The following is a 15,358-nucleotide window of genomic DNA, read 5'->3' as shown; positions in this document are numbered from 1 at the left end:
GTATAGGAATATGACTTTGACGACTGAAACGAAAACGATGCACATCACTGAAATTCAGAGGCTGCTTCCTCACCGTTACCCATTTCTGTTGATTGACCGTGTAATTGACTTTGAAGAAGGCAAATACCTTGTTGGCTTGAAAAATGTGTCAGTTAATGAACCTCAGTTCACTGGTCATTTTCCGCAGTTACCTATTTTTCCAGGTGTACTGATTTTAGAAGCAATGGCACAAGCAACGGGCCTATTAGCATTCAAAACCTTTGGTGCACCGAAAGATAATGAATTGTATTACTTTGCTAGTATTGATAATGCGAAGTTTCGTAAACCTGTAGGCCCTGGTGACCAACTGATCATCGAAGTGCAGTTCATTAAAGAGCGTCGTGGTATTGCGTTATTTAATGGCGTAGCGAAAGTTGATGGTGAGGTTGTGTGTTCAGCTGAAATGAAATGTGCTCGTAGAGAGTTTTAATATGATTCATGAAACTGCACAAATCCACCCAAGTGCGGTGGTTGAAGATGGCGCTATCATCGGAGCTAACGTCACGGTTGGTCCATTTACTTACATCACCTCTGGGGTAAGCCTTGGCCAAGGTACGGAAGTGATGTCGCATGTGGTCATCAAAGGAAACACCGTCATTGGTGAAGAGAACCGTATTTTCCCTCACGCCGTCATTGGCGAAGAGAACCAAGATAAGAAGTATGGTGGTGAAGATACGCGAGTCGTCATTGGTGATCGCAATGTTATTCGTGAAGCGGTGCAAATTCACCGTGGTACTATGCAAGATAAAACACAAACAGTTGTTGGCAACGACAACCTATTGTGTGTGAATGCCCATATTGCGCACGATGTGATTGTTGGTAATCATACGCACATTGGTAACAACGCAATTCTTGGCGGCCATGTGACGGTCGGTGACTATGCGGGTGTTATGGCGTTGTCGGCGATTCATCCTTTCTGTAGCGTTGGTGCTTATGCCTATATCGGTGGTTGTTCTGCTGTGGTGCAAGATGTACCCGCTTACGTGTTAGCACAAGGTAACCATGCTTCACCATTTGGCCTTAACCTTGTTGGTTTGAAGCGAAATGGTTTTGAAAAAGCCGAAATTCGCGCGCTACAAAAAGCGTATAAAGAAATTTACCGATCAGGTAAAACGCAAGCAGAGGTCTTACCTATATTGGTTGAGATGGCGAAAGAGTACCCATCGATTCAGCGTTTTACTGATTTACTAGAAAAAACTGAGCGTGGCATTATTCGTTAGTTCGCCACTGAGTTTTGATTAATATCCGAAGATCGCTACTTGTTTAGCGATCTTTTGTCTTTTTGACGCCGCATAACGGCTGAGCGGATTCTGTTAGGAAACGATATGCACTCACATGAAAGTCCCCTAAGAATCGGTATTGTTGCCGGAGAGCTTTCTGGCGATACATTAGGAGAAGGCTTCATTCAAGCCATCAAGCAGCAATACCCCAATGCACAATTTGTCGGTATTGGCGGCCCTAAAATGATTGCTCAAGGTTGTGAATCTTTATTTGATATGGAAGAGCTAGCCGTGATGGGTCTGGTTGAGGTGCTTGGCCGCTTACCGCGTTTACTGAAAGTTAAAGCGCAGTTGGTGAAGTATTTTAAAGCCAATCCGCCGGATGTGTTTGTTGGTATTGATGCACCAGATTTTAATTTACGACTAGAGCTTGATCTCAAAAAAGCGGGCATCAAAACCGTCCACTATGTGAGCCCATCTGTATGGGCATGGCGTCCCAAACGTATTTTTAAAATCGATGCGGCGACCGATCTAGTGTTGGCATTTCTTCCGTTTGAAAAAGCGTTTTACGACAAGTATCAGGTTGCGTGCGAATTTGTCGGCCATACACTGGCCGATGCCATTCCACTGCAACCCGATAAAATTGCCGCTCGTGAATTGTTGAAATTAGAGACAGATAAACAGTGGCTGGCTGTGCTACCCGGTAGCCGAGGGGGAGAAGTCGGTTTAATTGCCAAGCCATTTATTGAAACATGTCGACAAATCAAACAGAAATACCCTGATATTGGTTTTGTGGTAGCTGCCGTCAATCCCAAACGTAAACAGCAGTTTGAAACCATTTGGCAGGAGATCGCCCCAGAGCTCGATTTTGTTATTATTGAAGACACCGCGCGTAATGTCATCACGGCTGCAGATGCTGTGCTACTTGCCTCTGGCACAGTCGCACTGGAATGCATGTTGCTCAAACGGCCGATGGTGGTGGGATACAAAGTGAACTGGCTCACCGGATGGTTGGTTCAGAAGCTTGCGATAACCGAATTTGTTTCACTGCCCAATATTTTAGCCGGAGAAGAACTGGTTCCTGAGTTCATTCTTGATGAATGCGACCCGCAACATCTGTTTCCTGCGGTCGATAGCATGCTCAGCCGTGATAATTCCTCTTTAATTGAACGTTTTACTGAAATGCATCACTGGATCCGCAAAGGTGCGGATCAACAAGCCGCCAAAGCGGTTTTAAGCTTGATTAACCATTAACCATTAACCATTAACCATTAACCAAACCATTAACGATTAAAAAGAGCGATTGAAAAATAACGAGAGGAAAATAGACAAGATGGCAGAACAAACACTGACTCCTTTTGAATACCCTAAGGGCTATGTTTTGATTGCAGGAGTGGATGAAGTTGGTCGAGGTCCATTAGTGGGCGACGTAGTGACTGCCGCAGTAATCTTGGATCCGAATAATCCGATTGAAGGTTTAGCCGACTCGAAAAAGTTATCAGAAAAAAAACGCCTAGCGCTTTTTCCTGAAATTCAACAAAAGGCGCTCGCTTGGTCTGTTGGCCGCTGTTCACCAGCTGAAATTGATGAGCTTAATATTCTTCAAGCGACTATGGTGGCGATGCAACGCGCGATTGCAGGTCTAGCGATTCAACCTGATTTGGTTTTAATTGATGGCAACCGTGTTCCACAATTACCGATGCATGGTATCGCAGTCGTCAAGGGTGATATGCGTGTGGCGCAAATCAGCGCCGCCTCAATCATTGCTAAAGTGGTACGCGATAAAGAGATGGAAGCGCTCGATAAATTGTACCCACAATTTGGCTTTGCTCAACATAAGGGCTATCCAACTAAAGCGCATTTTGCCGCGATCGAACAACATGGCGTCATCGCAGAGCACCGTAAAAGCTTTAAGCCAGTGAAACGCGTGCTGGGAATTGACTAATTGCGGGTGTCAGCCACGAGCAGATTCGCGTAGAATAACCGCCAAATCTTGTACCAAACCTAGCATCTAGGATTTTATTGCATGCCAGAACCAAAGTTTGTCCACCTTCGTGTCCACAGCGACTTTTCTATGATCGATGGCTTGTCCAAAGTGCCACCGCTTGTGAAAAAAGTGGCCGAGATGGGGATGCCTGCCGTAGCGTTGACCGACTTCACGAACTTATGTGGTTTGGTCAAATTTTATGGTACCGCTCATCACTGTGGGGTAAAGCCGATTATCGGTGCAGATTTTGTCATGCAATCTGAGGAGTTTGGTGATGAGCTCACCAAGCTGACGGTTCTAGCGAGTGATAATGTTGGTTACAAAAATCTGACCTTACTGATCTCCGATGCTTATCTACGCGGTCATGTGCAACACCTGCCTGTGATTGATAAAGCGTGGCTAGTGAAATATGCAGAAGGCTTGATTGTGCTTTCGGGTGGAAAAAGTGGTGAAATAGGCAAAGCACTGCTTAAAGGTAATCAGGCGTTAGTCGATAAATGTGTCGAGTTTTATCAAACTCATTTTGTCGATCGTTTTTACCTTGAATTGACTCGCACAGGGCGAGCCGACGAAGAGAGCTATCTGCACTTTGCTCTAGAATTGGCTGAAAATAACGATCTGCCCGTCGTTGCAACCAATGAAGTGGTGTTTCTCAGCGAAGAGTTTTTTGAAGCGCATGAAATTCGAGTAGCGATTCATGATGGCTACACCATGGAAGATCCTCGTCGGCCAAAAAATTATAGCCCACAGCAATATTTGCGCACCGAAGCGGAAATGTGTGAGCTGTTTGCCGACATTCCTGAAGCGCTGCAAAACAGTGTTGAGATTGCCAAACGGTGTAATGTTACCGTCCGTTTGGGGGAATATTTCTTGCCCGCCTTTCCAACGGAAGGAATGAAAGAAACCGAATACTTGGTGATGAAATCACAAGAAGGCCTTGAAGAGCGTCTTGAATTTCTGTTCCCCGATCCTGAGGTTCGCGCACAACGTCGCCCTGAATATGATGAACGGCTGCAAATTGAGCTCGAAGTAATTAATAACATGGGATTCCCCGGTTATTTCTTGATTGTGATGGAGTTCATCCAGTGGTCAAAAGATAACGATATTCCGGTGGGACCGGGGCGCGGATCGGGTGCGGGTTCATTGGTGGCTTACGCGCTCAAAATCACCGATTTAGATCCACTACAATATGATTTACTTTTCGAACGTTTCTTGAACCCAGAACGGGTTTCAATGCCCGATTTTGACGTCGATTTCTGTATGGATAAACGTGACCAAGTTATTGATCACGTTGCTGAAATGTATGGTCGTGATGCGGTATCACAGATCATCACCTTTGGTACTATGGCTGCCAAAGCGGTCATTCGTGACGTGGGACGCGTGCTTGGTCATCCGTTTGGATTTGTCGACCGCATTTCAAAGCTTATTCCACTAGATCCAGGAATGACACTCGAAAAGGCGTTTAAGGCTGAACCCGCGTTACCTGAGCTGTACAACAATGACGAAGACGTCAAAGAGCTGATTGATAAGTGCCGAATTCTAGAAGGTTGCACGCGTAACGCCGGTAAGCATGCGGGTGGGGTGGTGATCTCCCCAACCACAATTACCGACTTTTCGCCGATTTATGCGGATGCTGAAGGGCATTTCCCCGTCACTCAATTTGATAAGAACGATGTTGAAACCGCAGGCTTGGTCAAGTTTGACTTCTTAGGTCTACGTACCTTAACCATTATCGATTGGGCACTAGGGCTGATTAATCCGCGCTTACAACGAGAAGGCAAAGAGCCCGTTCGTATTGAAGCTATCCCGTTAGAAGACCCAGTTTCATTTCGTGTATTGCAAAATTCTGAAACCACCGCGGTATTCCAGTTAGAATCGCGCGGCATGAAAGATCTGATCAAACGTCTCCAGCCAGACTGCTTCGAAGATATCATTGCACTAGTGGCCCTGTTTCGCCCTGGGCCTTTGCAATCGGGGATGGTGGATAACTTTATCGACCGCAAACATGGCCGAGAGGCGATCTCCTACCCAGATGAAAAATGGCAACATGAGTCATTAAAAGAAATTCTAGACCCAACCTACGGCATCATTTTGTACCAAGAGCAAGTGATGCAGATCGCCCAAGTCCTAGCTGGATACACACTAGGCGGCGCGGATATGCTGCGCCGTGCGATGGGTAAGAAAAAGCCAGAAGAGATGGCCAAGCAGCGGGCGATTTTTGAAGAAGGTTCGATAAAAAACGGCGTGGATGGCGAATTGTCGATGAAAATCTTCGACTTAGTAGAAAAATTCGCCGGCTACGGGTTTAACAAATCGCACTCTGCGGCTTATGCTCTGGTTTCTTATCAAACCTTATGGTTAAAAACCCACTACCCAGCCGAATTTATGGCGGCAGTAATGACGGCCGACATGGACAACACCGAAAAGGTGGTTGGCTTAGTGGATGAATGTTTACGCATGAATCTTAAAGTGTTACCACCGGATATTAACGCCGGTTTGTACCGCTTTAACGTCGATGAAAATGGCGCGATTGTCTATGGTATTGGTGCGATCAAAGGTGTCGGTGAAGGGCCGATTGAAGCGATTTTAGAAGCGCGCACAGCAGGCGGCTATTTTAAAGATTTGTTTGATTTTTGCGCCAGAATTGATCTGAAAAAAGTCAATAAGCGTGTGATTGAAAAGCTTATTTATGCGGGTGCTTTGGATCGTTTAGGCCCACACCGTGCAGCAATGATGGCCTCATTAAATGATGCTGTGAAAGCGGCCAGCCAATTCCACCAAGCTGAAGCCTTTGGTCAGGTTGATATGTTTGGTGTATTGACTGATGCGCCAGAAGAAGTAGAACATAAATATACGCAAGTCCCCGAGTGGCCAGAGAAAGTTTGGCTTGAAGGTGAGCGCGATACATTGGGCCTTTATTTGACCGGGCATCCAATAAACGCACATATTAAGGAACTTGCGAAGTACACCAGTTGTCGACTAAAAGATGCCACGCCAACGCGACGCGATCAATCCGTCACTTTAGCGGGGTTAGTGATTGCGGCTAAAGTCATGACCACCAAGCGTGGTACGCGGATTGGCATCATGACGTTAGATGATCGTTCAGGACGTATGGAAGTGATGTTATTCTCTGATGCGTTAGAGCGGTATGCAGAGCTGTTAGAAAAAGATAGAATTTTAGTGATTTCTGGACAGGTCAGCTTTGATGACTTCAATGGTGGCCTTAAAATGTCGGCGCGCGAAGTCATGGACTTGGGCAGTGCGCGTGAAAAATATGCCCGTGGCTTGTCGATATCGATTGAGCAATCACAGATAGACAGCCAGTTTTTTGAGCGCTTTAGTCAGATCTTAGAGCCTCACCGAGCAGGGACTATACCTGTCAATGTATACTACCAACGCGCAGAGGCGAGAGTGCGACTCACTCTTGGTACGCAGTGGCGTGTAACCCCAAGTGATACATTGTTAGACGAATTGAAACAGCTACTTGGCAAAGATCAGGTAGAACTCGAATTTAACTAAAATTTGGCGTCAAATATGTTGAACGCTGAGTATAAAAGGATCGGTAGATGAGCCTAAATTTTCTAGAATTTGAAAAACCAATTGCTGAACTTGAGGCTAAAATTCAGGCGCTACGCGACGTGTCTCGCCATGGTGGTGATAAGTCCGTTGATCTCGACAAAGAGATCGAACAGCTAGAAAAGAAAAGCTTAGAGCTTAAGAAGAAAATCTTTGGTGATTTAGGGGCATGGCAAGTGGCTCAATTGGCACGCCATCCACAACGCCCTTACACGCTTGATTACATCAACCATGTCTTCACTGAGTTTGACGAGTTGGCTGGTGATCGCGCTTTTGCTGATGACAAAGCGATTGTCGGCGGCATCGCTCGTTTAGAGGGACGTCCGGTGATGGTGATTGGTCACCAAAAAGGACGTGAAACGAGAGAAAAAGTAAGACGTAACTTCGGAATGCCAAAACCAGAAGGTTATCGTAAAGCACTGCGTTTAATGAAAATGGCTGAACGTTTTGGCATGCCTATTATTACCTTCATTGATACCGCAGGTGCTTATCCTGGTGTTGGCGCTGAAGAACGTGGCCAATCTGAAGCGATTGCTACAAACCTAAAAGTGATGTCAGGCTTGAAAGTGCCTGTAATTTGCAATGTTGTTGGTGAAGGTGGCTCTGGTGGTGCTTTGGCGATTGGCGTGGGTGACTACGTGAACATGCTGCAATATTCCACTTATGCGGTAATTTCGCCAGAAGGATGCGCTTCAATCTTGTGGCGAGATTCAGATAAAGCACCGCAAGCGGCTGAAGCGATGGGCTTAGTCGCTCCTCGCTTAAAAGAGCTTGAGCTGATTGATGAAATTATCGAAGAACCATTAGGTGGCGCGCATCGCGATCCAATACAAATGGCCGCCAATATGAAAGCAACACTGCTAAAACAGCTTGCTGATTTAGAGCCGCTGAATGAAGAAGCATTATTGGCTCGTCGTTATCAACGTTTGATGAACTACGGCTACTGCTAAACAGCAGAGCGGACAATAAATAGAAAGGGTTGGATTCTGTCCAGCCCTTTTTTATCTGCCCGATTTCAAGGCTGGTTTGCTTGGCGCGTTTCAAGGTAAACTGGCATCAATTCCTCTTAGCACTGAAAACCCATGTCTGAACTTTATTCGCTATTTTCACACGTTATCAATCGTCATCGCTTAGCAAGCAGCCAATTAGTCTTGGGTTTTAGTGGTGGCATGGACTCGCGGGTGATGCTTGAACTATTGGCGCAATATCGTGACGAAACCTCCTGTGAGTGCTGCGCTGTTTATGTTCATCATGGATTAAGTCAACATGCAGATGCGTGGGCCAAACAGTGCCAGCGCTGGGCCCAACACGCCGCGATCCCTTTTTTTATTGAACGGGTGCAACTCGATACCGCTAGCGGTGAAAGTGTGGAGTCATTGGCGCGTACGGCGCGTTACCAAGTTTTAGCGAAATACATTAACACTGACGATTTGTTACTAACTGGACAGCATAGCGATGATCAGATCGAGACATTTTTGCTCGCGTTAAAGCGTGGTAGTGGACCCAAAGGACTCTCTTCGATGGCACAAGCGATGCCATTTGGCGCGGGGAAAATCGTCCGTCCTTTGCTTGCGGCGACTCGCGTACAGATCGAAAGCTTTGCCGTAACCCAGAATTTGGATTGGGTCGAGGACGAAAGCAACCAAGATACCCGTTTTGATCGTAATTTTATCCGCCATCACATCACGCCAGTTCTTACGCAGCGCTGGCCGCATATTCACCAAGCGGTTGCTCGTAGTGCGACATTGTGTGCTCAGCAGCAGGTGTTGCTTGAAGAGCTGCTACAAGAGGCAATGCAAGAGGCAAAGATGCCTGATGGCAGTTTATCAATTACTGCGCTTTCTCATCGCAGCGAATTAGCACGCTATCAATTGCTAAGAATGTGGCTTGCTCAATTGGGGGAGCCAATGCCGACTCAAGAACATTTGGCGATGATTTGGCAACAAGTGGCGTCTGCGCGTATTGATGCTAATCCTCGGCTTAAACTAGGGCAAAGTGAGATCCGCCGCTTTGACCAAAAGCTATATTGCATCCAAACTTATCAAGACATTTCAGATTGGCAGGCGATGATTGTGCCCGATCAATCACTAACTTTGCCTGATGGACTAGGAAATCTTAGGTTATCGTCTCATGGTGCTAGCAAGGAAATAGCCTTGCCCGATGATTGCCATCAATTAAGCGTTACGTTTAATCCTGAAGGGCTGGCAGCATGTCCTTCAGGACGAGTGGGAAGTCGAAAGCTAAAAAAATTGTTCCAAGAGTATGGCGTGCCCAGTTGGTTACGACGAAGAACGCCAATATTGATGCATCGGAATCAAGTGGTTGCGATTGCAAATTTATTTGTTGATCGTGACTTCAGTGGGCAAGATTGTGAACTCATCTGGGACAAATGAACGCTTTTCATGCAAAATTCGTATAAAACATACAATGAATATGGACATAAAGGTGGAGCAATGAAAAAAGTCGCGATTGGAATAGTTATGGGTTTTACGTTGTTAGCGGGAAGCGCGTTTGCTGGAGACCCAGCCGCAGGGCAAGCCAAAGCGGCTATCTGCGCGGCGTGTCACGGCGCAGACGGGATTGCCCTTATTCCGGGGTACCCAAATCTAAAAGGGCAAAATGAGCAATACCTTATCTCATCAGTTAAAGCCTACAAGAATAAAGAGCGTAATGGTGGTTTAGCCGTCGTAATGCAAGCGCAAGCGGCAATGCTCAGTGATGCCGATATTGAAAACTTAGCGGCCTATTTCGCAAGTCTTAAGTAAAGACAGTGAACGGGTTTCAATCAGCCCAAGCGTTGCTTGGGCTTTTTATTGATTGTTTTTTTTTGCTAGCAGATAATGCCACCAATTGACGAAAGTGTAAGGGATGAACATGAAAAAAATCGAAGCCATTATTAAGCCATTTAAACTTGATGACGTCCGCGAAGCGTTAGCTGAAGTCGGGATCACGGGTATGACTGTTTCTGAAGTAAAAGGATTTGGTCGTCAGAAAGGGCATACTGAATTGTACCGTGGCGCTGAGTACATGGTGGATTTCTTACCTAAAGTGAAGCTTGAAATTGTGGTGACTGACGATGTCGCTGATCGCTGCGTTGACACCATTATTGAGACGGCGCAAACGGGAAAAATTGGTGATGGTAAAATTTTCATTACCAATATTGAACGAGTGGTACGAATTCGTACCGGTGAAGAAGACGAAGACGCTATTTAGCCGTACACCGAGAAGAAGGGAGCCAATGGCTCCTTTTTTGTCTCTTTATTAATACATCCCTACCAATTTTGTTGAACGTTATGAAAAGAAAATATCTGCTTGTTTTGCCGCTGTTGCTGATTACCGCGGCTGTGGTTAGTTTTTTCTCTATTTTTACTATTCCTTCAACGCCGCAATTGTTGACTATTGATGGGAAAAACGCTTCATCTCCACTGATTTGTTACGATAATCCAAACGCTCGCGCAATTGATGTGCGTGGTCAGCTTAATGTACTGGTTTGGAATATCTATAAACAAAATAGAGCAACATGGCAAAGTGAGCTGGATAAATTCAGCCAAGATGCCCAATTGGTGTTGCTACAAGAAGCGAGCATGACCTTGTCATTGAAAGAGTGGATCAGCCAAAAGCAGTGGGGGGGGACGCAAGCGGATGCTTTTCGTATTTTTGGTGAATCAGCCGGAGTGTTAAATCTTGGCAAGCAGATGCCAGTATTAGCGTGTGCTTACACCGAATTAGAGCCTTGGTTGCGCTTACCCAAATCGGCGATTTACGCCCTATATCGTTTAAGTGATGGTCAGACTCTGGCGGTTGTAAACCTGCATGCAGTGAACTTTACCTATGGAACGCAAGAGTATACCAATCAGCTGGAAGCGTTACTCGTTCAATTAAAAACACATCAAGGGCCGGTGATTGTCGGTGGCGATTTTAATAGCTGGAGTCAAGCAAGAATGGACACATTAACCACTGCATTAAATCGTGTGGGTTTGAAGGACGTGTCGTTCGAACCCGATCACCGTGTTCAGTTTGTGACGGGCTTGGTGCTTGATCATCTTTTTTATCGTGGTTTAACACTGCTCAATGCAAAAGCGTCCGTAACGGACGCTTCTGATCATAACCCACTATTGGCGAGTTTTAGTTTATAACCACTTTCTAACTGATGGCGATGTACAGCGCCCAAATCAGGTAATAGCCAATCCAAGGCAGCGCCGAAATCACCAGAGCTTGGCCGCGTTCCAGCTCTGTCCATGCGCCCACCGCCGCGTAGCCAAGTACGATGTACCAAGGTAAAAGCAGTGGGAAGGAGCTGGCAAATTGAGACCAATCATTAGTCAGTGGCAACTTAATTAGGCCATTTAAACTATTAAGGTCAGCAGCGTAAGTCATCACGTGGCCATGTTTGAGTAATAAGCTCGCGTAACTGGCGAGATCGCCCAACACGGCTGGGAAAGTGATGACAGCACTTGCGGCAAACCAACGCCAGAAACCGTGCTGATGTTGGCTCTGCTTGGTCGCCAAATTGAACCACAATGCCAACATGAAAATCGTTAGTGTGCGGCCTACCACATCACTGATAATTTCGCTGGCCATCAAGGTGTTGGCATCTAACATTTCAAGCTGAGCGGGGTTGATCATAGCCAACTGCGCCGAGAGCCCAGCTTTTAACCATTCAAGGTTAACCACGTCAAAATAAGCCCCCCAAAATAGAAAGGGACTCAGGATTAAAAAGAGATAAGGTTGCCAACCCCACATGCCGCGTTGATAAAGGGCTAAAAAACAAGACGTGGGGGAACGGAAAATATCCACCAACATGATTAACGGGTTACTGGAAGGATTCATACACTGACCTTAGTGACATCGACGTAGAGCTTGAGTTTTTGACCCGGCTTTAAGTACTTTTGGTTTGCAAGCTCGTTCCATTTTACAATGTCGAGGCTTTTGACTTTAAACTTATTAGCGATGGCGCTGAGTGTATCGCCGCTACGCACTTGATAAAAGACAGTGCGAATGATGGCGCCCTCACTGCTATTTTTCCAAATGACCAGTTTTTGGCCAATCTTCAACGTGTCTCTTGGCCCCATACCGTTCCATTTTGCTAAGGACTGATGGGAAACATTGTGCTGTTTGGCAATGCTCCATAAGCTATCACCTTTGGCTACCGTATGAGACAGCTTATACTGACCACGGGCCATCGCTTGCGTTTTTGCTAAGCGGTTACTGGCACTGAGTGCGTATGCTTTTTCGTCTTTTACGGATGTTGGGATCATTAAATACTGCCCAACGCGAATGACGTTGCCATTGAGATTGTTGGCCGTCTGAATCACTTTGCTGGTGGTATTGTGCTGTTGAGCAATCACACTCAAGCTATCGCCGGATTTTACCTTGTAGCGTACTAACTTCATCCCCTTACCGCGATTCTCTTCAACTTTCTGAGCAAAGCGTTCCACTTTATCTACTGGGATAAGCAGTTGATGAGGTCCCGTCGGCGAGGTCGCCCATTGATTGTAAGCTGGGTTGTAACTTTGCAACTCTTTCACGCTCATTCCGGCGTAATTGGCGGCAATGGCAAGATCAAGCTGTTCTTGAGGGTCGACTAACGTTAACACTGGTTTGTTAGCGATTGCTGGGATTTCAATGCCATATTTTTCTTGATTGGCAACAATATCGGCCAGTGCGAGTAATTTAGGGACGTAGCCTGTGGTTTCATCGGGTAAGTCGAGTGAGAAAAAGTCGGTTGGTTTACCAGCCTTGTGATTTTTACGAATCGCGCTAGAGATCCGCCCACCACCGCTGTTATAGGCGGCAATCGCATGGCTCCAATCACCATCAAAACGCTTATTTAATGCAGTGAGATAATCCAAAGCCGCATCGGTGGCGGCGTCTACATCTCGTCTTCCGTCATACCAAAAATTTTGCTCTAGGCCATACATCTCTCCCGTACTCGGCACAAATTGCCACAGCCCCGCAGCGCTACCGTGTGAGTAGGCAAAGGCATCAAACGAGCTTTCAACAATAGGTAAGAGTGCTAACTCAAGTGGTAAGCCGCGCTGCTCAATTTTCTCAGTGATAAGGTAAAGAAATGGCTTTGCTCGCTCGGCAACAGTTTGTAGGTGATTAGGGTGTTTAAGATACCAAGTTCGATAATAATTCACTGATTTATGATCTGGGATATCCATCGACAACTGCATTGCGATGCGCTGCCATACGTCCGCTTGCTCTTGTGGCGTGATCACTTTCGGCGTTGTCTTTTTTGCAGATGACGACTTTTGTTTAGCCATCTCTTTTTGTGTCTGAATCTGAGGGCTATTTGCCTCTTTGGCATTTGGCGCTGTTGTTTGGTCTGTTGGCTGAGTGATTTGGCACCCCGCTAACAAGAGCACCATCACCCAGCTAAATTGAAATCGCATCTATCTCAGCCCTTTGACTTAATGGCTGCTGATAATACTTGGCACTTTATTGCTATGACAAGCAGCAAATCGTCAAAATTCGTTCTTCCACTCACGTAACGCGGTAAAAATTGATAGAGGATCGGTTTGTTGAGTACGATTCGCGACGGATTTCATCACACTCTCTTGCTGGGTCCGCAAAAATGGATTGATCCATTTTTCTTGGCGGATCGTGGTCGGTAATGTCGATTTCTGCTGGGCTCGGAGCCGGTTGACGGTATCTCGATACTGTTGAAGTTGGTCATTATCGGGCTCAACGGCTAAAGCAAATGCGACGTTACTTGCGGTATATTCGTGCGCGCAATAGACCTCAGTCTCTTCTGGCAATGCGGCAAGTTTACACAGTGACGTAAACATTTGCTCCATTGTGCCCTCAAAAACACGGCCACACCCTGCGGAGAACAGTGCATCGCCACAAAACAGTTTATTGTCACCGACATAGCCAATGTGACCTTTTGTGTGTCCTGCGAGATCAAGCACCATAAAGATTTCATCGAATAGTTCTAGCTGATCGCCAGCTTCAACCGCGTGCGTTAAGGTAGGAATAGGTTCATGAGCGGGACCAACAACGTTAATGCTGGGAAACTGGCGAACCAGTTCTGCAACACCACCAATGTGATCATGGTGATGGTGGGTAATTAATATTGCTTCGAGCGTTAATTGATGCTTCGAGAGGTACTCAAGCACTGGTGCTGCATCACCGGGATCGACCACAGCACAACGCTGATCGCTATTTTGGATCAGCCAGATGTAATTATCATTAAATGCGGGTATGCTTTTGATCTGTAACATGAGTATCTCCAATCACCGAGGTGAAATAGGTTATCGATGAAGCCAGCGCGTAGCGAAAAAAAATTAGATAAGCCTCATTCTTGGTCCCAACTTAAAAATGGCCAGTGGGTTAGTGATTCTATTCAGACTCGGCTTGATGAATGGTGCTCTAAATTATTTGGCTATCATATGCTTAAGCTCGGTGGTTTGAGTTGTGAGCTTGCCAGTTGCAACTGCAATATTCAACACCAAGTTCATCTTGATATTGAAAACCCACTCCATACGGTGATTGCCGATAGCTACGAACTGCCTTTTCTTGAAAAGAGTTTTGATGTGGCTATTTTAGCGCACCAACTGGATTATTGTGGCGATCCGCACCGTATCTTACGCGAAGTTGATCGCGTGATGATGGATGATGGCTACATCATTATTACGGGGTTTAATCCAATCAGTTTTACGGGGATCGCAAGTTTGATGCCTTGGCGAAAACATAACTTACCTTGGAGCGGTCGTATGTTTACCACTAATCGGATTAAGGACTGGCTGAGTGTCTTGAACTATCAAGTGATTGACTGTGACCAATATGCCCTTTTCCCGATGCAAAAATATCAACCCATGTGGGCGTGGTTGGAAAATGGTATTGGCGACTGGGCCGCTCCATTTGGTAGCCTGTATTTCATCGTAGCGCGCAAACGTACTTATCCCTTGAAACCGATTAAACCTCATTGGCGTTTTAAACGGCGTCTTTCGCCAGTTAGCCTGAACTACCGTTTATCAACTCAGAACCAAGATAAGGCCTGTGACCCTTATTCGGATGCTTGATACCCAATATCGTCTTCGGTTGGGTTTTCTGCTGCATTGCGTGCTAATTCATCGCACATTTCATTTTCACGATGACCCGCATGGCCTTTCACCCAGCGCCAGTCAATGGTGTGGCGGGCGCTTTCTTTATCAAGTGCTTGCCATAAATCGGCATTCTTCACTGGTTTTTTATCCGATGTTTTCCAACCGCGTTTTTTCCAGTTGTGGATCCACTGAGTAATACCTTGACGAACGTATTGGCTGTCTGTGGTGAGAATAACATTACATGGCTCTTTCAGTGTTTGCAGTGCAACCACTGCCGCTAACATTTCCATTCGGTTGTTAGTGGTGAGTCGGTAGCCTTTGGCTAACGTTTTTTCGGTTTCTTTGTAACGAAGGACAACCCCATAACCACCCGGGCCAGGATTACCTAAGCAAGATCCATCAGTGAAAATTTCCACCTGTTTTGTCATGATTTGATACTATTAGGTTACGCACATTATTGGCATAGTCTTACATACATATCC

The 15,358-nt window shown here is 46.0% G+C and carries 15 protein-coding genes; 11 read left to right on the top strand and 4 right to left on the bottom strand.

Going from position 1 to position 15,358, the window contains the following annotated elements:
- Positions 1–10: 10 nt before the first annotated feature.
- The 10 genes from fabZ to B9J87_RS11875 all read left to right on the top strand — a co-directional run bounded on the left by fabZ (position 11) and on the right by B9J87_RS11875 (position 10,958).
- A complete protein-coding gene (gene fabZ, locus B9J87_RS11920) occupies positions 11–469 on the top strand; it encodes a 3-hydroxyacyl-ACP dehydratase FabZ (protein ID WP_033197458.1) in 459 nt (152 codons plus the stop codon).
- 1 nt (position 470) lies between these two features.
- Positions 471–1,259: an acyl-ACP--UDP-N-acetylglucosamine O-acyltransferase gene (gene lpxA / locus B9J87_RS11915; protein ID WP_094150903.1), complete on the top strand. Its 789-nt coding sequence runs from the start codon at positions 471–473 to the stop codon at positions 1,257–1,259.
- 105 nt (positions 1,260–1,364) lie between these two features.
- Complete coding sequence (gene lpxB, locus B9J87_RS11910) at positions 1,365–2,513, top strand: lipid-A-disaccharide synthase (protein WP_094150901.1); 1,149 nt, start codon at positions 1,365–1,367, stop codon at positions 2,511–2,513.
- Positions 2,514–2,592: 79 nt separating this feature from the next.
- Complete coding sequence (gene rnhB, locus B9J87_RS11905) at positions 2,593–3,204, top strand: ribonuclease HII (RefSeq protein WP_010320111.1); 612 nt, start codon at positions 2,593–2,595, stop codon at positions 3,202–3,204.
- Between the two features lie 81 nt (positions 3,205–3,285).
- Complete coding sequence (gene dnaE, locus B9J87_RS11900) at positions 3,286–6,765, top strand: DNA polymerase III subunit alpha (protein WP_088729101.1); 3,480 nt, start codon at positions 3,286–3,288, stop codon at positions 6,763–6,765.
- Between the two features lie 47 nt (positions 6,766–6,812).
- Positions 6,813–7,772: an acetyl-CoA carboxylase carboxyl transferase subunit alpha gene (gene accA / locus B9J87_RS11895; protein ID WP_013856219.1), complete on the top strand. Its 960-nt coding sequence runs from the start codon at positions 6,813–6,815 to the stop codon at positions 7,770–7,772.
- A 132-nt stretch (positions 7,773–7,904) separates the two neighbouring features.
- Positions 7,905–9,215: a tRNA lysidine(34) synthetase TilS gene (gene tilS / locus B9J87_RS11890; RefSeq protein ID WP_094150899.1), complete on the top strand. Its 1,311-nt coding sequence runs from the start codon at positions 7,905–7,907 to the stop codon at positions 9,213–9,215.
- 60 nt (positions 9,216–9,275) lie between these two features.
- The gene (locus B9J87_RS11885) at positions 9,276–9,587 is read left to right on the top strand and encodes a c-type cytochrome (RefSeq protein ID WP_026027913.1); all 312 of its coding nucleotides are present in this window, start codon (positions 9,276–9,278) and stop codon (positions 9,585–9,587) included.
- A gap of 109 nt (positions 9,588–9,696) precedes the next feature.
- Complete coding sequence (glnB, locus tag B9J87_RS11880) at positions 9,697–10,035, top strand: nitrogen regulatory protein P-II (protein WP_010320105.1); 339 nt, start codon at positions 9,697–9,699, stop codon at positions 10,033–10,035.
- 80 nt (positions 10,036–10,115) lie between these two features.
- The gene (locus B9J87_RS11875; protein ID WP_176429521.1) at positions 10,116–10,958 is read left to right on the top strand and encodes an endonuclease/exonuclease/phosphatase family protein; all 843 of its coding nucleotides are present in this window, start codon (positions 10,116–10,118) and stop codon (positions 10,956–10,958) included.
- Positions 10,959–10,965: 7 nt separating this feature from the next.
- On the opposite strand, the gene B9J87_RS11870 is transcribed toward B9J87_RS11875, so the two are convergent.
- The 3 genes from B9J87_RS11870 to gloB form a co-directional block, all read right to left on the bottom strand.
- A complete protein-coding gene (locus B9J87_RS11870) occupies positions 10,966–11,652 on the bottom strand; it encodes a YIP1 family protein (RefSeq protein ID WP_013856224.1) in 687 nt (228 codons plus the stop codon).
- Positions 11,649–13,220, bottom strand: coding sequence for a lytic transglycosylase (locus B9J87_RS11865; protein WP_064625806.1), 1,572 nt, complete (start codon positions 13,218–13,220; stop codon positions 11,649–11,651). Before B9J87_RS11865 ends, B9J87_RS11870 begins: the two co-directional genes overlap by 4 nt.
- 72 nt (positions 13,221–13,292) lie before the next feature.
- Positions 13,293–14,051 (bottom strand): hydroxyacylglutathione hydrolase, encoded by a 759-nt coding sequence (gene gloB / locus B9J87_RS11860; protein WP_094150888.1) that lies wholly within the window; start codon positions 14,049–14,051, stop codon positions 13,293–13,295.
- Between the two features lie 36 nt (positions 14,052–14,087).
- On the opposite strand from gloB, the gene B9J87_RS11855 reads away from it, so the two are divergent.
- Positions 14,088–14,852: a class I SAM-dependent methyltransferase gene (locus B9J87_RS11855; protein ID WP_094150886.1), complete on the top strand. Its 765-nt coding sequence runs from the start codon at positions 14,088–14,090 to the stop codon at positions 14,850–14,852.
- On the opposite strand, the gene rnhA is transcribed toward B9J87_RS11855, so the two are convergent.
- Complete coding sequence (rnhA, locus tag B9J87_RS11850) at positions 14,837–15,304, bottom strand: ribonuclease HI (protein WP_013856228.1); 468 nt, start codon at positions 15,302–15,304, stop codon at positions 14,837–14,839. The two genes, B9J87_RS11855 and rnhA, sit on opposite strands and share 16 nt — an antisense overlap.
- Positions 15,305–15,358: the final 54 nt, after the last annotated feature.

It is taken from the genome of Vibrio sp. V19_P1S1T109 (assembly GCF_002241375.1).
GTDB lineage: Bacteria > Pseudomonadota > Gammaproteobacteria > Enterobacterales > Vibrionaceae > Vibrio > Vibrio anguillarum.
This window is presented reverse-complemented; position numbering and strand designations above follow the sequence as displayed.